The organism is Bradyrhizobium sp. USDA 3311 (genome assembly GCF_054062495.1).
In genome coordinates this window covers 7,931,568-7,950,582 of record NZ_JBSSFI010000001.1, presented here as the reverse complement: position 1 = coordinate 7,950,582, position 19,015 = coordinate 7,931,568, and the positions used below count along the sequence as shown (strand labels likewise).

Annotated in this window: 16 protein-coding genes; 4 read left to right on the top strand and 12 right to left on the bottom strand. The window is 65.2% G+C overall.

All coding sequences use genetic code 11. The features are described from left to right. Positions 1 to 127: 127 nt before the first annotated feature. From ACVWW6_RS37925 to cnbZ, 4 genes are read left to right on the top strand one after another with little or no spacing between them, the layout of a single operon-like run. Positions 128 to 2,710 (top strand): ATP-binding protein, encoded by a 2,583-nt coding sequence (locus ACVWW6_RS37925; RefSeq protein ID WP_456682552.1) that lies wholly within the window; start codon positions 128 to 130, stop codon positions 2,708 to 2,710. Continuing rightward, complete coding sequence (locus ACVWW6_RS37920; RefSeq protein ID WP_456682551.1) at positions 2,707 to 3,096, top strand: response regulator; 390 nt, start codon at positions 2,707 to 2,709, stop codon at positions 3,094 to 3,096. Before ACVWW6_RS37925 ends, ACVWW6_RS37920 begins: the two co-directional genes overlap by 4 nt. Then, on the top strand, positions 3,093 to 4,340 hold the full coding sequence (locus ACVWW6_RS37915) for an adenylate/guanylate cyclase domain-containing protein (RefSeq protein WP_456682550.1): 1,248 nt from the start codon (positions 3,093 to 3,095) through the stop codon (positions 4,338 to 4,340). Before ACVWW6_RS37920 ends, ACVWW6_RS37915 begins: the two co-directional genes overlap by 4 nt. Before the next feature lie 9 nt (positions 4,341 to 4,349). Beyond that, positions 4,350 to 5,096, top strand: coding sequence for a 2-amino-5-chloromuconate deaminase CnbZ (gene cnbZ / locus ACVWW6_RS37910; RefSeq protein WP_456682549.1), 747 nt, complete (start codon positions 4,350 to 4,352; stop codon positions 5,094 to 5,096). A gap of 64 nt (positions 5,097 to 5,160) precedes the next feature. Here cnbZ and ACVWW6_RS37905 read toward each other — a convergent pair whose 3' ends face one another. The 12 genes from ACVWW6_RS37905 to ACVWW6_RS37850 form a co-directional block, all read right to left on the bottom strand. Then, the gene (locus ACVWW6_RS37905; RefSeq protein WP_028172434.1) at positions 5,161 to 6,051 is read right to left on the bottom strand and encodes an ABC transporter permease; all 891 of its coding nucleotides are present in this window, start codon (positions 6,049 to 6,051) and stop codon (positions 5,161 to 5,163) included. A 4-nt stretch (positions 6,052 to 6,055) separates the two neighbouring features. Then, on the bottom strand, positions 6,056 to 6,997 hold the full coding sequence (locus tag ACVWW6_RS37900) for an ABC transporter permease (RefSeq protein WP_028172433.1): 942 nt from the start codon (positions 6,995 to 6,997) through the stop codon (positions 6,056 to 6,058). 31 nt (positions 6,998 to 7,028) lie between these two features. Continuing rightward, positions 7,029 to 8,540 (bottom strand): ABC transporter substrate-binding protein, encoded by a 1,512-nt coding sequence (locus tag ACVWW6_RS37895; protein WP_038965798.1) that lies wholly within the window; start codon positions 8,538 to 8,540, stop codon positions 7,029 to 7,031. 23 nt (positions 8,541 to 8,563) lie between these two features. Beyond that, on the bottom strand, positions 8,564 to 9,664 hold the full coding sequence (locus tag ACVWW6_RS37890; protein ID WP_404523328.1) for an ABC transporter ATP-binding protein: 1,101 nt from the start codon (positions 9,662 to 9,664) through the stop codon (positions 8,564 to 8,566). Further along, complete coding sequence (locus ACVWW6_RS37885; RefSeq protein ID WP_011085654.1) at positions 9,664 to 10,653, bottom strand: ABC transporter ATP-binding protein; 990 nt, start codon at positions 10,651 to 10,653, stop codon at positions 9,664 to 9,666. The genes ACVWW6_RS37890 and ACVWW6_RS37885 overlap by 1 nt, the downstream gene beginning before the upstream one ends. Next, on the bottom strand, positions 10,650 to 11,360 hold the full coding sequence (locus tag ACVWW6_RS37880) for a DUF1028 domain-containing protein (protein WP_011085655.1): 711 nt from the start codon (positions 11,358 to 11,360) through the stop codon (positions 10,650 to 10,652). The genes ACVWW6_RS37885 and ACVWW6_RS37880 overlap by 4 nt, the downstream gene beginning before the upstream one ends. A gap of 10 nt (positions 11,361 to 11,370) precedes the next feature. After that, positions 11,371 to 13,176: a gamma-glutamyltransferase family protein gene (locus ACVWW6_RS37875; RefSeq protein ID WP_011085656.1), complete on the bottom strand. Its 1,806-nt coding sequence runs from the start codon at positions 13,174 to 13,176 to the stop codon at positions 11,371 to 11,373. Positions 13,177 to 13,263: 87 nt separating this feature from the next. Then, on the bottom strand, positions 13,264 to 14,253 hold the full coding sequence (locus ACVWW6_RS37870; RefSeq protein ID WP_028172431.1) for an ABC transporter ATP-binding protein: 990 nt from the start codon (positions 14,251 to 14,253) through the stop codon (positions 13,264 to 13,266). After that, entirely contained in the window at positions 14,250 to 15,236 is a 987-nt protein-coding gene (locus ACVWW6_RS37865) for an ABC transporter ATP-binding protein (RefSeq protein WP_011085658.1), read from the bottom strand. The genes ACVWW6_RS37870 and ACVWW6_RS37865 overlap by 4 nt, the downstream gene beginning before the upstream one ends. Positions 15,237 to 15,249: 13 nt before the next feature. After that, positions 15,250 to 16,221 (bottom strand): ABC transporter permease, encoded by a 972-nt coding sequence (locus tag ACVWW6_RS37860; protein ID WP_028172430.1) that lies wholly within the window; start codon positions 16,219 to 16,221, stop codon positions 15,250 to 15,252. Between the two features lie 10 nt (positions 16,222 to 16,231). Beyond that, positions 16,232 to 17,212, bottom strand: coding sequence for an ABC transporter permease (locus ACVWW6_RS37855; protein WP_038965796.1), 981 nt, complete (start codon positions 17,210 to 17,212; stop codon positions 16,232 to 16,234). 104 nt (positions 17,213 to 17,316) lie between these two features. Further along, a complete protein-coding gene (locus tag ACVWW6_RS37850) occupies positions 17,317 to 18,912 on the bottom strand; it encodes an ABC transporter substrate-binding protein (protein WP_011085661.1) in 1,596 nt (531 codons plus the stop codon). Between the last annotated feature and the right edge of the window lie 103 nt (positions 18,913 to 19,015).

Here is a 19,015-nt window from a genome sequence, read left to right as displayed (position 1 = left end):
GCCAATCCGCTGCCGCCTTTTTTGTTGTGCCCGGCGACGCTGATGCGGCGGCCACCGCGGCCGTCGGGCGGGCCCTTTGCCGCGCTCGCGAGAGACAACGTCGCGTCTTCTTGCTAGATTCCGCCGGATGAGCCTCTCCCTGCATCCCGACGCCCCGCAAGCCAGGACGTTGCCGAGCGCGGCCCCGGATGGGGCCGTGGCCGGCGAGGCGGTGGGGCGGGGGATCAGGACCCGGCTGTTCACCAAATACGTCGCGCTGTTCGTGGCCGTCGTCGCCGTTGCGCTGCTCGCCAACGGGCTGTTCGAAGTCTTCTTCTATTATCGTGAGCACAAGGCCTCGCTGATCCGGGTCCAGCATGAGCAGGCCGAGGCGGCGGCCGCCAAGATCGGCCAGTTCGTCAAGGAGATCGAGAGCCAGCTCGGCTGGACCACGCAGCTGCCGTGGTCGGCGGGCTCGATCGAGCAGCGCCGGTTCGACGCGCTGCGGCTGCTGCGTCAGGTGCCAGGGATCACCGAGCTCGCCCAGGTGGATTCGAGCGGCAAGGAGCGGTTGCGGGTCTCGCGGTTGGCGATGGACGCGATCGACAGTGGGATCGACCTGTCGGGGGATCCAAAGTTCACCGAGGCGGTCGCGCACAAGGTCTATTACGGGCCGGTCTATTTCCGCAGGGACTCCGAGCCCTACATGACGCTGGCGCTGGCCGGCGCGCGCAAGGATGCCGGCGTCAGCATCGCCGAGGTCAATCTGAAGCTGATCTGGGACGTCGTCTCCCAGATCAAGGTCGGCGAGCACGGAAACGCCTACGTGGTCGGGCCGGAGGGGCGCCTGATCGCGCATCCCGATATCAGCCTGGTCCTGCGCAACACCGATATGTCCGGGCTCGCGCAGGTGCGCGCCGCGCAGGCCGGAGGCGGCACCATGTCCGATCCGCTTCCTGAAGCGCGCAACATCCAGGGGCGGAAGGTGCTGACCGCATCGGCCCCGATCGAGCCGCTGCACTGGACCATGTTCGTGGAGCTGCCGGTCGAGGAGGCCTATGCCGCGCTCTATGCCTCGTTGCAGCGGCTTGCGATCGTGCTGCTCGCGGCGTCGATCTTCGCGGTGCTTGCGGGGATATTCCTCGCGCGCCGCATGGTGGGACCGATCCAGGCGCTGCGCAGCGGCGCCGAGCGGATCGGGGGTGGCGACTTCTCCCAGCGCATCGCGATCCGGACCGGCGACGAACTCGAAGGGCTCGCCGACCAGTTCAACGAGATGGGCGCGCGCTTGCAGGAATCCTATGCCGACCTTGAAAACAAGGTCGAGCAGCGGACCGCGGAATTGAGCGAGTCGTTGCAGCAGCAGACGGCGACCGCCGATGTGCTGAAAGTCATCAGCCGTTCGGCGTTCGACCTGCAAACCGTGTTGAACACCCTTGTGGGCTCGGCGGCGCGCTTGTGTGACGCGGACGAAGGCACGATCTTTCGGCCTAGCGACGGCGTCTTCTATTTGGCGGCAAGCTGCGGGCTTGACGCGGAGCAGGAAAACAAGCTTCGGACATTCGCTTCCGTACCCGAGCGGGGAAGTGTGGTCGGGCGTACGCTGCTCGACGCCAAAACGGTTCATGTCCCGGATGTGCAGGCCGACCCGGAATATGCGCCTTCGTCCGCTCGAAGGCGTTCAAACGTGCGTACGATGCTCGGTGTGCCTCTGCTGCGAGAGGGGACGCCAATCGGCGTGTTTGTCTTGACGCGGCATATGGTGCGGCCGTTCAGCGACAAGCAAATCGAACTCGCCACCACATTTGCAGATCAGGCCCTCATCGCGATCGAGAATGTCCGATTGTTCGAGGAGGTCCAGGAACGCACCAGAGAGCTGTCGCGATCGCTCGATGATCTGCGCGCCGCGCAGGACCGACTGATCCAGACCGAGAAGCTCGCCTCCCTCGGCCAGCTCACCGCCGGCATCGCCCACGAGATCAAGAACCCGCTCAACTTCGTCAACAATTTCTCGTCGGTTTCGACCGAGCTGATCGACGAGCTCAACGAGGTGCTCGAAGCGGCAAAGCTCGACGGCAAGACCAAGGCGGAAGTTGACGAGCTGACCGCCATGCTCAGGGGCAATCTCGAGAAGGTGGTGCAGCACGGCAAGCGCGCCGATTCCATCGTCAGGAACATGCTGGTGCACTCGCGCCAGGGTTCCGGCGAACATCGCCCCGTCGATATCAATGCGGTCATGGAGGAGAGCCTCAATCTCGCCTATCACGGCGCGCGCGCCGAAAGGCCCGCCTTCAACGTCACGCTCCAGCGCGCGTTCGACCCCGCCGCCGGCCTGGTCGACATCTATCCGCAGGAGATCACGCGCGTCTTCCTCAACCTGATCTCGAACGGCTTCTATGCCGCGGCCAAGCGCAAGGAGAGCGTAGCGGACAGTTTTGAGCCGATCCTGAGTGCCGCAACCAGGAGCCTCGGCGACACGGTCGAGATCCGGATCCGCGACAATGGCACCGGGATTCCGCCCGAGGTGAAGGAAAAATTGTTCAATCCGTTCTTCACGACCAAGCCGGCCGGTGAGGGCACCGGGCTCGGCCTGTCCATGAGCCATGACATCGTCGTGAAGCAGCACGGCGGCACGATCGACGTGAAGACCGAGCCCGGTATATTCACCGAATTCATCATCACGCTGCCGCGCACGATGGCAGCGGGCGACACTGCCGGAGGCAAGACTTGAACGTTTATATCCTGGTCGTCGATGACGAGCCCGACGTCGAGCCGCTGTTCAGGCAGCACTTCCGGCGCGACCTGCGCGCCGGCCGCTTCCAGATGGAATTTGCTCCCTCTGCGGCCGATGCGCTGAGGCGTGCCGCCGAAGTTCGCGATCCTTCGCTGATCCTGATTCTGTCGGACGTCAACATGCCCGGCATGAGCGGGCTCGACATGCTGCCGAAGGTGCGCGCCGACTATCCGCACGTTCCCGTCATCATGATCACCGCCTATGGCGACGCCGAGACGCGCAGAAAGGCGATCGAGCGAGGCGCCGACGCGCTCCTGACCAAGCCGATCGACTTTGCGCTGCTGCGCCAGGAGATCGACACGAGGCTCGAGCAAGCCGCATGACCGCGACCATCCTCTTCGTCGACGACGAGCCGGACCTCGAGGCGCTGATCCTGCAAAAGTTTCGCAGGCAGATTCGCGATGGACTGCTCACCCTCATGTTCGCCCGCGACGGCCTCGAGGCGCTGCAGGCACTTGAGCAGAATCCGCATGTCGACATGGTGGTCTCCGACATCAACATGCCGCGGATGGACGGGCTGTCGCTGCTGGCGAAGATTCAGGAGGCAGAGGACAAGAAGTCGACCATCATCGTCTCCGCCTATGGCGACATGAGCAACATCCGCATCGCCATGAACCGCGGCGCGTTTGACTTTCTGACCAAGCCGATCGACTTCGCCGATCTGGAGGCCACGATCCAGAAGACCATCGGCCACGTGGAGATGCTGCGCGAGGTGCGGCGGCGCCAGATGGAAGCCGAGCGCGCCCATGCCTCACTGTCGCGCTTCTTCTCGCCGGAGATCGCAAGGCGCCTGGCGGCGGATGTCGAAGGCAGCATGGAGGTGCAGTGGCGCGATGTCGCCACCCTCTTCACCGACATCACCGGATTCACATCGCTGGTCGAGAGCGCGGCCCCGCAGACGCTCGGCGAGCTCCTCAACGAGTATGTCGGCGGCATGACCGAGATCGTCTTCGCGCATGAGGGGACGGTCGCCAAAATCATCGGCGATGCGATTCAGGTGCTGTTCAACGCGCCTGGCGACCAGCCGGACTATGCGACGCGCGCGGTCGCCTGTGCGCATGATCTCGATGCCTGGGCGGAGGATTTCTCCGCGCGCTGGAAGGCGAGAGGCGTCAATTTCGGGGCGACCCGCATCGGTGCCCATGCGGGCCCGGCGCTGGTCGGCAATTTCGGCGGCAATCGTTTCTTCGATTACACCGCCTATGGCGACTCCATCAATATCGCGGCCCGGCTGGAGGCTGCGAACAAGCACCTGGGAACACGCATCTGCGTCAGTGCCAGCATCGCCGAGGGGGCCGTAAATTTCCATGGCCGTCCCGTGGGTGACCTGATGTTGCGCGGGCGCAGCGAACCCCTGCGCGCGTTCGAACCACTGGCGCCGGCGAAATTCGAGGCGGCGGCGACAACACGGTATTCCGAAGCCTTCGCCAAGATGGAGGCCGGCGACGCAGCCGCCATGCCGGCCTTTGCCGCGCTGGTCGGGATGCACGCCGACGATGCGTTGGCCGGTTTTCACCTGAGGCGCTTGCTCAACGGCGCCAAGGGCATTCGCATGCAACTGGAATAGGAGTTCGTCATGACGCGTGAGTTCTCTGCGGGCAATTATCGTTTCATTCCATCCGTGTTCCAGTATTCGGCCGGCGCGGCCGCGGATGACGGCTATGAGATCGAGCGCGTCCGGTTCGATCGCCTAGTGCCGCTTGCCGAGGGCTTTGCGCTCGCGGCGAAATTCATCCAGGAAGCCGGACGTCCGCTGACGGCGTTCTGCGCCTGCGAGTTGCGCTCACCGGCCGCCTTCAGCGAGGAGGGCTTTCGTGCGTTCAACCTGCACTATGTGAAGACGCTGTCCGAATGGGGCATCTTCGACGGCACCACCAATCCGGTGGCGCGCAGCAATGTCTGTCCCGAGATCGATCCGCCGACCGAGCCATCGTTCTACGCGTTCTCCTTCACGCGCCCGACGCGGTCGAAGGCGCCGAGCTTCGTGATCGCCGGCGGTGCCGAAGCACGCGAGGGCAGCGGAAGCTACGTCGAGCGCACGGTGCGCTACCGCGACCTCAGCCCGGAGGGGCTGCGCGAGAAGGTACGGTTCACCACCACCTCGCAGATGGAAAACCGGATGGCGGCCTTCGGCTTCGGCTGGAAGGACACCACCGGCGTGCAGGCCTATTCCGTGCATGACTTCCACCACGCGCTGGTCGACGAGCTGGTCCGCCGTGGCGCGCTGCGCTCCGGCCTGACCTGGCATTATGCCCGCCCGCCGGTGGTCGATCTCGAATACGAGATGGATTGCCGCCGCGTGATGCGCGAGGCAGTGATCTAGCGCTGGCGGTTGATCTTTACCTCTCCCCGTCGGGGAGAGGTGGAGGGCGGGCCTTGAGCTAGCTTTATCGCTGCCTTGGATCGAGCGCGTCGCGCAGGCCGTCGCCGAGCAGGTTCAGCGACAGCACCACGAGGAAGATCGCAAGCCCCGGCCAGATCGCCATCCAAGGCGCCTGGGTCAGGAAGCGCTGCGCCGCATTGAGCATGCTGCCCCAGGACGGTGCCGGCGGCTGCTGACCAAGGCCAAGGAACGAGAGCGCCGCCTCGGCGATGATGGCGGCGGCGATCGACAGCGTCGCCTGCACCAGCAGCGCCGGCAGGATGTTGGGCAGGATGTGCGAGAACGCGATCCGCCAGCCGGGGTTGCCGAGGGCGCGCGCGGCCTCGACATAATCCTCGGCCTTGACGCTCAGCACCTGGCCGCGGGTCAGGCGGATGAAGATCGGGGTCGCCGAGATGCCGATCGCGATCATCGCATTGCCGAGGCTCGGACCGAGAAACGCGGCCAGCGCGATCGCCAGGATCAGGAACGGGCAGGCCAGCATCGCGTCCGTGATCCGGCTGATCAGCGCATCGACAAATCCGCCGCGATAGCCGGCAAGCAGGCCGAGCGGCACGCCGACGCCGAGCGCGATCGCGACCGAGATCAGGCCCGCGAGCAGGGAGGCGCGCGCGCCGTAGACGACGCGGCTGAGGATGTCGCGGCCGAGCTCGTCGGTGCCGAACCAGTGCGCCGCGGTCGGCGGCTTGCGTACCAGGCTCCAGCTCGTCGCGATGGGATCGTAGGGGACGATGAGAGGAGCAAGCGCCGCAAGCAGGATGAACGCCGTGATCACGACGAGTCCGAATACGGCGGCCTTGCGCTTGAACAACCGCCGCCGTGCGCGGCGCGCCGGGCTGTCTAGTTCGGACGCGTGCGCGGCGGAGGGGGCGGCGGGCAATGCGGCATCGGTCATGGCGCTAGCCCCGCAGCCGCGGATTGACGAGAATATAGGCGACGTCGGCAACGAGGTTGAGGGTGATGTAGACCGTGGCCGTCACCAGCACCACGCCCTGCACGACCGCGTAGTCGCGGTTGAAGACGGCGTCCACGATCAGCTTGCCGAAGCCGGGAATGGAGAAGATCTGCTCCGTCAGCACGGCGCCCGACAACAGCGTGCCAAGCTCGAGCGCGCCGAGCGTGATGATCGGCGTCAGCGCATTGCGCATCGCGTGCTTGAGGATGACGGAGCGCTCCGACAATCCCTTCGCGCGCGCCGTGCGGACATAGTCGCTTTCCAGCACCTGGAGCATGGCGCTGCGGGTGTGCCGCATCAGGATCGCGGAAATCGCGTTGCCGAGCACGAAGGCGGGCATGATGGTGGCGGCCAGGCTCGCACGCCAGTCCTCGGTCAGCGGCACGTAGCCCGAGGCCGGCAGCCAGCCGAGCTTGATCGAGAACAGGAAGATCAGCAGGATCCCGAGCCAGAAATTCGGCGTCGAGATGCCCCACAGCGCAAACAAATTCGCGCCATAGTCCCAGGCCGTGCCCTTCTTCACTGCGGAGATGATGCCGGCGGGAATGCCGATCAAGAACGCGATCAGGATCGCCATCGAGCCGAGCTGGAGCGTCACCGGCAGCTTCTGCGCGATCAGCTCGCGCACCGGCATCTTGTTGCGCAAGGACTCGCCGAAATTGCCGGTGAGGACTCCCTTGAGCCAGTAGGCATATTGCACGGGGATCGGCTGATCGAGCTTGTACTGCTGCCGGATCTGCTCGATCGCGGCGGGATCGCGTTCCTCGCCGGCCATCACCAGCGCCGGATCGCCGGGCAGCAATTGCTGGAGCGAAAAGATCAGCACCGACACGAAGAACAGTGTCGGCACGATCTGCGCGATGCGGTGGGCGAGGAAGTTCAGCATGGCCCCACGCGTTTCCCGGTTAATGCCGCGATCACTTGAACTTCAACCCGACCACGCGCACGAGGCCATCGGGCATCTGCCGGTAGCCCTCGAGCTTCTTCGTATGCGCGATCAGGAGAGTACGGTGATAGATGTAGATGATCGGCAGGTCGTCGAGCAGGATCTTGGTCAGCTTGGCGTAGATCGCCTTGCGCTCCTCGACATTCGATGTGGCCCGTCCCTCTTCCATCAGCTTGTCGGCCTCGGGGTTCGAGTACACGCCGTCGTTCTGCGGCGCCTTGCTGCGCATGAAGATGTAGGAATTGCCGTCCGGGTCGATGCGTCCGCTCCAGTTGATCTGGAACACCTGGAACTCGCCGGCCTGCGCCTGCTTGAAGGTGGTCGCGAATTCGACGACGCGGACCTTGATGTCGAAGCCTGCCTCGGCGGCCATGGACTGCACGACCTGGGCGACGGCCTCGTACTCGGTGCCCTTTGGCACCATGTAGTCGACGGTGACGGGCAGGCTGACACCGGCTTCCTTCAACAGCGCCTTGGCCTTGGCGATGTCGCGACCCGGAATGGGGAAAGCCTTCTGATAGTATGGATGCGTCGGGCTGACCCATTGATTGCCCGGCGTGAACTCGCCGTTGAATACGACCTGGTTGATGGCCTCGCGATCGATCGACAGGCTGAGTGCCTGACGCACCTTCGCGGATTGGCTGAGTGGCCCCTTGGTCTTGTCGTTGCCGATGTTGATGGTCAGGCCCTGATAGCCGAGCTCGGGCGCCGTCGACAGCACCAGCTTGGGATCGGCGCGGACGTCTTTGATGTCGGTGGCGAGCACGCGCTCGATCAGATCGAGTCCGCCGGACTTGAGGTTGGCAAGGCGCACCGTGGCATCGACGATCGGCAGGAACACGACGCGGTCGATATGGATGTTGTCCTTGTTCCAGTAGTCGGCGAACTTCTCGAACACCATGCGATCCTGCTGCACGCGCTCGACGAACTTGTAGGGACCTGCGCAGACCGGATGCAGGCCGAACTTGTCACCGGCCTCCTTCGCCGCCTTGGGCGAGACCATCATGCCGGAGCGGTCGGTGAGCTGGGCGATCAGGGGCGAGTACGGCGTCTTGAGCACCAGCTTGATGGTCAGGGGATCGACGACCTCGACATGGTCGACGCTGGCGAGCTCGGACTTCCGGAACGAGGCCGGCAGCGTCATGTGACGTTCGATCGAGAATTTTGCGGCTTCGGCGTCCAGCGGCTCGCCATCGTGGAATTTGACGCCTGGCCGGAGCTTGATCGTCATCTCCTTGCCGTCGGCCGACGTCTCGTGAGACAGCGCGAGCTGCGGCACGATGTTGAGCTTCTCGTCGATGTCGAACAGCTTGTCGCAGAACGCGGAGAATACGATGCGGCCGACATAGGTGCGGCCGATGCTGGGATCGAGGATGTCGGGGTCTTCGGCGATCCCGATGCGAAGCGTGGTCTGAGCCTGGGCCGTGCCCACGAGCGACGTCAGCAAGGCCGACGCCAGGATTGTCAAACGCATAAAGCTCATCGCTCTCGACCTCTGTTTCACGGCTATGCGGGGTCCGTCCCCAATGAACTAACCCCGCCGCCGCGTGCTGCTTCCGGACCGCCGCTGAAGGCGGCAACCAATTTTTCGAGAACCGGCGAGAAGCCGCCATCCATGGGGACGATGGCCGCGGAGGACGGCAGTTCCGACGTTCGGTGGCAAGCTGTTGCATGTCCGATGCCATCCGAGACAAGCTGAGGCATTTCGCTGCGGCAGCGGTCCACGACATAGGGACAGCGGGTGTGGAAGCGGCATCCCGGCGGCGGATTGAGCGCGCTGGGGATCTCCCCCTGGAGCACAATCCGGCTGCTTTTTGCCTGCGGTTTGGGCACGGGAATCGCGGACAGCAGGGCGCGGCTATAGGGGTGCCGGGGCGCGGCAAACAGCGCGTCCGCCTCCGCGGTTTCGACGATCTGTCCGAGATTCATCACCGCGACGTGGTCGGCGATGTGCTTGACCACGGCGAGGTCATGCGAGACGAAAATGTAGGCAAGGCCGAGCCGGTCCTGGAGCTCGCGCAGGAGGTTCAGGATCTGCGAGCGGATCGAGACGTCGAGCGCCGAGACCGGCTCGTCGCAGATGATCAATTTTGGCTCGACCGCGAGCGCACGGGCAATGGCGATGCGCTGGCGCTGGCCGCCGGAGAATTCGTGCGGATAGCGTCGCTCGAGCCGCGGCTCCAGCCCGACCAGCCGCAGGATTTCCGCGACCCGTTCGCGCCGCCGTGCGGGTGGGACGAGATCGTGCAGCGCCAGCGGCTCCGTCAGGATCTGGCCGACCGTCATGCGCGGATTGAGTGAGGCGTAGGGATCCTGGAAGATGATCTGCGCTTCGCGGCGGAAGGCGCGGAGCGCTCCGGCGTCGAGCGAGAGCAGGTCGCGGCCGTCGAAGCGCACAGTGCCCGCATCAGGCTCGATCAGCCGCAGCACCAGACGGCTGACGGTGGATTTGCCGCAACCGGATTCGCCGACCAGGGCCAGCGTCTTGCCGGCCTCGAGCGAGAAGCTGACGCCATCGACCGCCTTGACATGCGCGAGCGCCCGGCCGAACAGCGAGCGCTCGGCGACGAAATGCTTGACCAGACCTTCGACCTCGAGGAGCGCCATCACGACACCAGAAGTTCGAGCGGTGCGCGGATGCAGCGCGAGAGGTGACCCGGGCCGATTTCCACGAGCGGCGGCGGCGCCCTGGTGCAGGCGTCGAGAACGAAGGGGCACCGTGCGGCGAAGCGGCATCCGGCGGGCGGTTGCGCCATGTTCGGGACCATGCCTTCGATCGTCGCGAGCTGCTCGGCACGGTGGTCGAGCCGCGGGATCGAGCCGAGCAGGCCGACGGTGTAGGGATGCTGCGGGGCGGCGAACAATTCATCCACCGGCGCGCGCTCGACGATCTCGCCGGCATACATCACCGCGACCTCGTCGCAGACCTCGGCGACCACGCCGAGGTCGTGCGTGATCAGGATGATCGCCGCACCGCTCGCCGCCTTCAACTCGCGCATCAGTTCAAGTATCTGCGCCTGCAGGGTGACGTCGAGCGCGGTGGTCGGCTCGTCCGCGATCAGGAGGCGGGGGTCGCAGGCCAGGGCCATCGCGATCATCACGCGCTGGCGCATGCCGCCGGAAAGCTTGTGCGGATATTCGTCGACGCGCCGTTCGGGCGAGGGGATGTGGACGCGGCGCAACAGCTCGATCGCGCGCTCCCGAGCGCTGCGCCGCGAGCCGCCGCGATGGCGCAGGATGGTCTCGATGATCTGGTCGCCGATGGTGAAGCTCGGGTTGAGCGAGGTCATCGGCTCCTGGAAGATCATCGCGAGCCGGTTGCCGCGGAGGTCGCGCAAGGTCTGGTCCGGGGTCTTCAGCAAATCGAAGCCGTCGAAGCGGATCGCGCCCGATATCTCCGTGCTTTGCTTCGGCAGCAATCCCATGATCGCGAGCGACGTCACGCTCTTGCCGCAGCCGGATTCGCCGACGAGGCCGAGCGTCGCGCCATTGGCGACGCTGAGATCTACACTGTCCACCGCATGGGTGACGCGGCCATCGTCGCCGTGGAAGCGGATGCGCAGATCCTTGATCTCGATGAGAGGGCTTGTGCTCATGATTGTCTTGCACGGGCCGCGGCGATGCTCGCGTCGATGACGCTGCGATCGGTGTTGCCGGCCGGGTTCTGCCGCGTCGGCATGGAGTTGCGGAAATGCACCCAGAGCTCGTGGCTGACCCGTTCGAGCCGCTCGAGCTCGCCGAGCGGATCGGAATGGTCGTCGGCGCGAATGTCCAGCGCCGGCCATTCCTCCTCGCCGTGGATCAGGAGCGCAGCAGACTGCTTGCCGCGTTTGTCGCCGCCGGCGGCTTCGCCCGCGCGCATCGCCGCGAGCAGGCGGCGCGGGAAGGGCAGGCTGTCATTGGCGATGTAGGTCTTGGCGGTCTCGTCGAGCACGTCGGCACCCGCGAGCATGTTGCCGGCGATGGAGAAGCCGCTGCCCGCGATGTGGCCGCACCAGTCGACGCAGTCGCGCCCGGTGTGCGCAGCAATCTCGCCGCTCGCGTCCATGATGTGGATCTGGCGGCTTTCGCGCCCGTCGTCGGTCGCGAGCAGGCTGGCGAGTACGTCATGCGCGTTCAAGCCTTCACGCAAGAGCTTGACGCCGTCGATGCCGTAATAGGGATTCACGAAGGCCTGGGTTGCGATCGCGCCGAGGCCGGCGGCGATATAGGGCACGCGCGCGCCGACGGCGAAGAAGCGGGTCGCAACCGCGATGCCGAACTGGCCGGTGGCAGGATCGCGTGCGATGATCGACCAGGTCATATTCTGTCCATCAGCGTCCTGCTGCGTAGCCTTGCATGCCGCGCGGATTGGCGGCGGCGCGGCGGCGCACCCCGACGCGCGAGGCCGCGGTGAGGCGGCCTTCCGACCAGTCGGGCCCGATCTCGACGATATGTCCGCGCTCGCGCAGATTCTCGATCGCTGCCTTCGGTACGCGGTTCTCGACCACGAGCACGCCGGGGCGCGCGGTGCGCGGCCAGAACGAGATCGGGAAATGCTCGGAATGCCAGGCCGGTGCGTCGATCGATTCCTGAAGGTTGAGATTGCAATGGACGTGGCGCAGGAAGAATTGCGTGATCCATTGGTCCTGCTGGTCGCCGCCCGGCGAGCCCCAGGCGAGATACGGCTCGCCGTCGCGCAGCGCCATGGTCGGCGACAGCGTGGTGCGCGGCCGCTTGCCCGGCGCAAGCGCGGCGGGATGGTCTTCCTCCAGCCAGAACATCTGCGCGCGGCTGCCGAGGCAGAAGCCGAGCTCCGGAATGATCGGCGAAGATTGCAGCCAGCCGCCCGATGGCGTCGAGGAGACCATATTGCCGGCCTTGTCGATGATGTCGAAATGCACGGTGTCGCCGCGTACCTCGCCGAAGCGTCCGACCGTCGGCTCGCCGGCGCCGAGCGCGCCGACCGCTTCGCGCTGGCCTTCGGCGCGCCGCAGCTTGACGACACCGCCAAAGCCCTCGACCGAACCGGGGCGGAAGTCGAGCGAGGCCTTGTCGGTGACGAGCTTGCGGCGTTCGTCGTTATAGGCATCCGACAGCAGCGTCGCGATCGGGATCTCGCTGAACTTCGGATCGCCGTAGAACTTTTCGCGGTCGGCGAAGGCGAGCTTGGCGCATTCGATCTGGAGATGGATGAATTCCGGCCCAGTCGGGTCGAGTCCGTCGAGCGCAAAGCCCTTGAGCAGTGCGAGCTGTTGCAGCGTGACCGGGCCCTGGCTCCAGACGCCGGCCTTGCAGACGGTGTAGCGGCCATAGTCGTAGGTAAGCGGCGCCTCGATGGTCGGCTGCCAGCGCGCCATGTCGTCGGCCGAGAGAACGCCGCGATGCGGCGAACCGCTGACGTCCATCACCTCTTGCGTGCGGCAGAATTTGTCGATGGCTTCCGCGACGAAGCCGTGCGACCAGGCCCTTCGCGCACGCTCGATCTCGGCGTCGCGGCCACCGTCGCCGCTCTCGGCCTCGCTGAGAATGCGGGCATAGGTCGCGGCCAGCGTCTTGTTGGTGAAGAGCGTGCCGGGTTTCGGCACCTCGCCATTGGGAAGATACACCGCGGCCGAGGTCGGCCAGTGCTTGCGGAATAGCTGCTCGACGGTCTGGATCGTGGCGCAGGCGCGCTCGACCAGCGGATAGCCGTCGCGCGCGTAGGAGATCGCGGGCTCCAGCACGTCGCGTACGCGCATGGTGCCGTAGTCTCGCAAGAGCATCATCCAGGATTCGAAGGTCCCGGGCACGCAGGCGGCGAGCAGGCCGGTGCCCGGCACCATGTCGAGGCCTTCGCTCCTGTAATGCGCGATGGTGGCGCGCGCCGGCGCCGGGCCCTGGCCACAGATCACCTCGGTGCGGCCGCGCTTCACGTCGTGCACGATGACAGGCACGTCGCCGCCGGGGCCGTTCAGATGCGGCTCGACCACCTGGAGCGTGAAAGCGGTGGCGACGCCGGCATCGAAGGCGTTGCCGCCCTTTTCCAGAATGGCCATGCCGACGGCGGTCGCGATCCAGTGCGTGGTGGCGACGACCCCGAACGTGCCCTCGATCTCGGGGCGCGTCGTGAAGGGATCCGGATTGACGTTGCTGGCCATGGGATTTCGTTACCTTAGTTGTGGCGCGCGCAATTGATCACAGGCGATGCCGTGCCGCCAATGCGCAGGCCGCATGGCACGCGCGCGTCACGCCGGGACCGGCGCGGTGTTAACCGCATGGCAGGCGACGCCGCCGATCAGTTCCGGGGCTTCCTTGCGGCAGAGATCGAACGCCAGCGGACAGCGCGGATTGAAGGCGCAGCCGGGCGGCGGATTGATCGGGTTCGGAATCTCGCCCTTGACCGGAATGCGCTGGCGGCCGCTCATGGCAAGATCGGGCACGGCGCCCAGCAGCATCTTGGTGTAGGGCATGCGCGGCCGGGCAAACAGCTCGCGGCCTTCCGCGATCTCGACGATGCGGCCGAGATACATCACGCCGACGCGGCTCGCCATGTGACGGACCACGGCGAGGTTGTGGCTGATGAACATGTAGGTCAGGCCGAACTTGTCCTGGAGGTCGCGCATCAGGTTCAGGATCTGCGCCTGCACCGAGACGTCGAGCGCCGAGGTCGGCTCGTCGCAGACGATGAACTCGGCATCGGACGCGAGCGCCCGCGCGATCGCGATACGCTGGCGCTGGCCGCCGGAGAACTCGTGCGGAAACTTCAGCCGGTCGTCGGGATGCAGGCCGACGAGGCTGAGCAGCTCGCCGACGCGCGCCTGGATGTCGCGCTCGCCCTGGATCAGGTCGAAGGCGCGGATCGGCTCGGAGATGATGGCATCGACCCGGAAGCGCGGATTCAGGCTCGCATAGGGATCCTGGAAGATCATCTGGATGCGGCGGCGCAGCTTTCGCCGCGCCGGCGCCTGCCGCGGATCCCCCATCGAGACGCCGTCGATCTGGACGTCGCCGGAGCTCGGCGGCAACAGGCCGACCACCATCCGCGCCACCGTGGTCTTGCCGGAGCCGGACTCGCCGACCAGCGCAAAGGTCTCGCCCTTCCTGATGTCGAAGGTGACGTTATCGACAGCCTTGAGATATTCGAGATGCCCGCCTTCCAGCACGCGGTTGAGCCAGGGCTTCGAGACATCGAAGACGCGGCGCAGATTTGTGGCCTGGACGAAAGGGGCGCTCATGCCGCGCTCTCCGCCGGCACATTGTCATAGAGATGGCAGGCGACCGATTGGGCGCCTTGCGGCAGTGGCTCGGGCCGATCGACACGACAGCGGTCGAATGCGAACGCGCAGCGCGGATTGAACGAGCATCCGCGCGGAATCGCCGACAGGCGCGGCATGGAGCCGGGGATCTGCACCAGGCGCTTGTCCTCGCCCGCGAGCGTCGGGATCGCGCCCATCAATCCTTTTGCGTAAGGATGCAGCGGGTTCCTCACGACGTCCTGCACTGGACCGATCTCGGCGACGCGGCCGGCGTACATCACCGCGACGCGGTCCGAGGTCTCCGCGATCACGCCCATGTCGTGGGTCACCAGCATCACCGCGGTGCCGTGGTCGCGCCCGAGCCGCTTGATCAGTGAGATGATCTGCGCCTGGACGGAGACGTCGAGCGCTGTGGTCGGCTCGTCCGCGATGATCAGCTCAGGCTCGGCGCAGATCGCGAGCGCAATCACGACGCGCTGGCGCATGCCGCCGGAGAACTCGTGCGGATAGCCGTCGATGCGCTTTTCCGGCGCGGGGATGCCGACTTCGGCGAGCAGGTCGATGGCGCGGCGGCGGGCCGCCTGTTCGGACAGATTGAGGTGGGTCCGGATGGTTTCCACGATCTGGTCGCCGACCCGGTACAGCGGATTGAGCGAGGTGAGGGGATCCTGGAAGATCATGCCGATGCGTTTGCCGCGGATGCGGCGCATCTCTTCCGGCGGCAGATTGTCGATGCGCAGGCCGGCGAGATGAATCTCGCCGCCGGCGATGCGGCCGGGAGGATCGATCAGGCCGATTACCGCGAGGCCGGTGACGGATTTTCCGGCGCCGGATTCGCCGACTACCCCCAGCACCTCGCCCTTGGCGATGTCGAAGGAGACGTCGTCGATGGCGCGCAGCGTGCCGCGGCGGGAGGCGAACTCCACCTGGAGATTGCGCACGGAGAGAACAGGTTCGGTCATGGGCGACGCACACTCATCGAAGTTTCGGGTTGAGCGCGTCGCGCAGCCAATCGCCGAGCAGGTTGATGGAGAGGATCAGTGCGGCGAGCGCGAGCCCGGGGAAGGCGACGATCCACCATTCGCCCGCGAACAGATAGTTGTTGCCGATGCGGATCAGCGTGCCGAGCGAGGGCATGGTGTCGGGCAGGCCGACGCCGAGGAAGGACAGCGTCGCCTCGGTGATGATGGCGAGCGCGAGGTTGATGGTGGCGATGACCAGGATCGGGCCCATCGTGTTCGGCAGCACATGCCGCAGCATGATCACGGGCGCGGGCAGGCCGATCAGCTGCGCGGCGGCCACGTAGTCCTTGTTCTTCTCGACCATCACGGAACCGCGCACGGTCCGGGCATACCCGACCCAGAAACTCAGACCGATCGAGATCACCAGCACCACCAGCATGCTGGTGGCATCCAGCCGGTTGCCGAGGATCGATTTCGCGATGCCATTGACCAGCAGCGCGATCAGGATGGCGGGGAAGGTGAGCTGGACGTCGGCGATCCGCATGATCACGCCGTCGACCGCGCCGCCGAAATAGCCGGCCATCAGGCCGAGCGCGATGCCGAGCGCACCGGCGAAGATCACGCCGGCCACGCCGACGGCGAGCGAGATGCGCATGCCGTAGAGGATGGCGGAGAACACGTCGCGACCCTGCTCGTCGGTGCCGAGCAGGAACGGGCTCTGGCCGTCGGCGGTCCACAGCGGTGAGATCCGCGAGTTCATCAGCTGAAGTTGCGCCGGATCGAACGGGTTCTGGACCGCAAGCCAGGAGGCAAAGATCGCGAGCAGGAAGAACAAGACCGTGATGGCGGCCGCAACCATGGTGAGCTTGGAGCGGCGGAAGGAATAGAAGACGTCGCTATCGAGCGCGCGGCTGAGCCAGCCGCGGGCAGCGTGGGTCGGCTGCGTGCTCTGCTTGTCGGAATTGGAGACGACTGCGTCTGACATGCAGATTGCCCTATGTCGCGCGGCCGACGGTCGAGCGCAGGCGCGGATCGACCACGGTGTAGAGGATATCGACCACCAGATTGATGGTGACGAAAATCAGCGAGACCATCAGCAGGTAGGCGGCCATAATCGGGATATCGACGTTTTGCACGGCCTGAACGAACAGAAGTCCCATGCCCGGCCACTGGAACACGGTTTCGGTGATGATCGAAAATGCAATAACCGAGCCAAACTGGAGCCCGGCTACCGTGATCACGGGAATGAGCGTGTTCTTCAGCGCGTGGCCGAAATGGATGGCACGGGTGGTGAGCCCCCGGGCGCGGGCGAAGCGGATATAGTCGGTTCGCAGCACTTCCAGCATCTCCGCCCGCACCAGCCGCATGATCAGGGTCATCTGGAATAGGCCGAGCGTGATCGAGGGCATGATCAGCGCCTTCAGGCCCGACAGCGTGAGCAGGCCCGTCGTCCACCAGCCGAGCTTGACCACCTCGCCGCGGCCGAACGAGGGCAGCCAGCCCAGCGTCACCGCGAACAGATAGATCAGGAGGATGCCGATCAGGAACGTCGGCAGCGAGATGCCGATCAATGAGACCGCCTGGAATAATTTGGCGAGCGCGGTGTCGCGCTTGAGCGCCGAATAGACTCCCATCAGGATCCCGAACACCATTGCGAACACGGTCGCGCAGATCGCAAGTTCCAGCGTCGCGGGCATGCGCTCCATCAATAGCGCCGAGACCGGCTGGCGGAACTGGTAGGACACGCCGAACTTGAACTGCGCGGCATCGCCGAAATAGCGCACGAACTGCACCGGCACGGGATCATCGAGGCCGAGCGACTTGCGCACGGCTTCGCGTTCGGCCGCCGACGTGTCGATCGAGACGATCTGGTTGACGGGATCGCCGGCGAATCGGAACATCGAGAACGCGATGATGCCGACGGCAAACATGACGCCGATAGCCTGAACGGCGCGGCGTAGAGTGAAAGCGAGCATTTCTTCCACTGTCCTTGGGTGCGCTTACAGCCGACGACTTTGTCGGCCGGAAAAGGAAAGGTCCCGGAAGCCTGACGCTCCCGGGACCTCGTGTTCAACTGACGCTATTCCTTCTTGGTCGCCCAATGGAACATGACCAGATTGTCGGCGCGCTGCGGCAGGTTGACCTTCTTCGATACGCCCCAGGCCAGCGCCTGCTGGTGCAGCGGGATGTAGGACCAGTCCTTGTTGCCGATTTCGTAGGCCTGCTTGATCAGCTGGTTGCGCTTGGCGGTGTCGGTTTCGACCAGCACCTTGTCGGTGATGGCGTCGAACTCCTTGTTGCAGTAGCCGCCGAGATTGGCCTCGCCCCGTGAGGATTTCGCATCGTCGCGGCAGCCCATGATGTCAAAGAGCACGTTGTGAGAATCCATCGTGCTCGGCGTCCAGCCCAGCATGTAGAACGAGGTCTGGTAGCCGCCTTGCTTCAGCACCTTGGCGAAGTACTGTGCCTTCGGCTGCGCCAGCAGATTGATCTTGACGCCGATGCGGGCAAGCATGCCGACCACGGCCTGGCAGATCGCGGCGTCGTTGACATAACGATCGTTCGGGCAGTCCATGGTGACCTCGAAGCCGTCGGGATAGCCGGCCTCGGTCAGGAGCTTCTTGGCGCCGTCGGGATCGAATTTCGGCCGCGTGAACTCCTTGGACAGTATGAACAGCTCCGGCGCGATCATCAGCGCCGATGGCGTCGCCAGCCCGCGCATCACGCGCGTCTTGATCAGCTCGATGTCGATCGCCTTGTAGAACGCCTCGCGGACCTTGATGTCCTTGAACGGGTTCTTGCCCTTGATGTTGGAGTAGAGCAGCTCATCCCGCATCTGGTCGAAGCCGATGAAGATGGTGCGCAGCTCCGGCCCCTTCAGCACCTGGGCATTCGGGCTGGAATCGACGCGGGAGATGTCCTGGATCGGCACCGGCTCGATGACGTCGACTTCGCCGGAGAGCAGAGCGGCGACGCGGGTAGCGTCGGAGGAGATCGGGGTGAAGATGATCTCCTTCAAATTGCCTTCGACCTTGCCCCAGTAATTGGGATTGGCCTTGAACACCGTCTTCACGCCGGGCTGATGGCTCTCGATGATGAAGGGGCCGGTGCCGTTCTCGTGGAGCGAGGCGTAGCTCGGCGTGGTCGCTGCCACCGGCGTCGGGTCGACGACGTTGTTCTCCTCGGCCCATTTCTTGTCCATGATGTACCAGACATCCCACGCGTTATGCAGGATGGGGTTGGGCGAGGGCAGGACGAAATCGACGGTGTAGTCGTCGACCTTGACCACCTTGACGTCGGGCGCAAGGCGGGTCTGCATGTTGGACCCCTTCTTGCGCACGCGATCGGCCGAGAACACCACGTCGTCGGCGGTGAAGGGGTCGCCGTTGTGGAATTTCACGCCCTTGCGCAGATGGAAGCGCCAGCGGGTCGGTTCCGGGGTTTCCCAGCTTTCCGCCAGCGCCGGAATGATCTTGAGGTCCTTGTCGCGCGCGGTGAGGCCTTGATAGACGTGACCGAGATGAGCGTGGGTGGTGCTCTCGTTGAGCGTATAGGGATCGAGCGACTTCAGGTCACCCTGGTTGGCATAACGTAGCGTCTGGCTCGACGCCGGCGAGACCGCCAACGCAAGCGTACCGGCGAGCGTCGCCGCAAACAGAGTTCGTCCGACTGACATTCTTGACCCTCTCCACTCTGCCGCGCCGTGATTTTTGATTGTTCGGCGGGGCTGATCGATCCATGTTGCCCAGAGTTCACGACCCGTGCAAGCGCCATTCCAG

Bases quoted from the DNA above. Each gene is read 5' to 3' on its own strand.
- ACVWW6_RS37885 (WP_011085654.1), bottom strand. From the start codon at position 10,653: ATGAGCACAAGCCCTCTCATCGAGATCAAGGATCTGCGCATCCGCTTC.
- ACVWW6_RS37865 (WP_011085658.1), bottom strand. From the start codon at position 15,236: ATGACCGAACCTGTTCTCTCCGTGCGCAATCTCCAGGTGGAGTTCGCC.
- ACVWW6_RS37905 (WP_028172434.1), bottom strand. From the start codon at position 6,051: ATGACCGATGCCGCATTGCCCGCCGCCCCCTCCGCCGCGCACGCGTCC.
- ACVWW6_RS37850 (WP_011085661.1), bottom strand. From the start codon at position 18,912: ATGTCAGTCGGACGAACTCTGTTTGCGGCGACGCTCGCCGGTACGCTT.
- ACVWW6_RS37875 (WP_011085656.1), bottom strand. From the start codon at position 13,176: ATGGCCAGCAACGTCAATCCGGATCCCTTCACGACGCGCCCCGAGATC.
- ACVWW6_RS37915 (WP_456682550.1), top strand. From the start codon at position 3,093: ATGACCGCGACCATCCTCTTCGTCGACGACGAGCCGGACCTCGAGGCG.
- ACVWW6_RS37890 (WP_404523328.1), bottom strand. From the start codon at position 9,664: ATGGCGCTCCTCGAGGTCGAAGGTCTGGTCAAGCATTTCGTCGCCGAG.
- ACVWW6_RS37895 (WP_038965798.1), bottom strand. From the start codon at position 8,540: ATGAGCTTTATGCGTTTGACAATCCTGGCGTCGGCCTTGCTGACGTCG.
- ACVWW6_RS37870 (WP_028172431.1), bottom strand. From the start codon at position 14,253: ATGAGCGCCCCTTTCGTCCAGGCCACAAATCTGCGCCGCGTCTTCGAT.
- ACVWW6_RS37880 (WP_011085655.1), bottom strand. From the start codon at position 11,360: ATGACCTGGTCGATCATCGCACGCGATCCTGCCACCGGCCAGTTCGGC.
- ACVWW6_RS37855 (WP_038965796.1), bottom strand. From the start codon at position 17,212: ATGCTCGCTTTCACTCTACGCCGCGCCGTTCAGGCTATCGGCGTCATG.
- ACVWW6_RS37860 (WP_028172430.1), bottom strand. From the start codon at position 16,221: ATGTCAGACGCAGTCGTCTCCAATTCCGACAAGCAGAGCACGCAGCCG.
- ACVWW6_RS37900 (WP_028172433.1), bottom strand. From the start codon at position 6,997: ATGCTGAACTTCCTCGCCCACCGCATCGCGCAGATCGTGCCGACACTG.
- cnbZ (WP_456682549.1), top strand. From the start codon at position 4,350: ATGACGCGTGAGTTCTCTGCGGGCAATTATCGTTTCATTCCATCCGTG.
- ACVWW6_RS37925 (WP_456682552.1), top strand. From the start codon at position 128: ATGAGCCTCTCCCTGCATCCCGACGCCCCGCAAGCCAGGACGTTGCCG.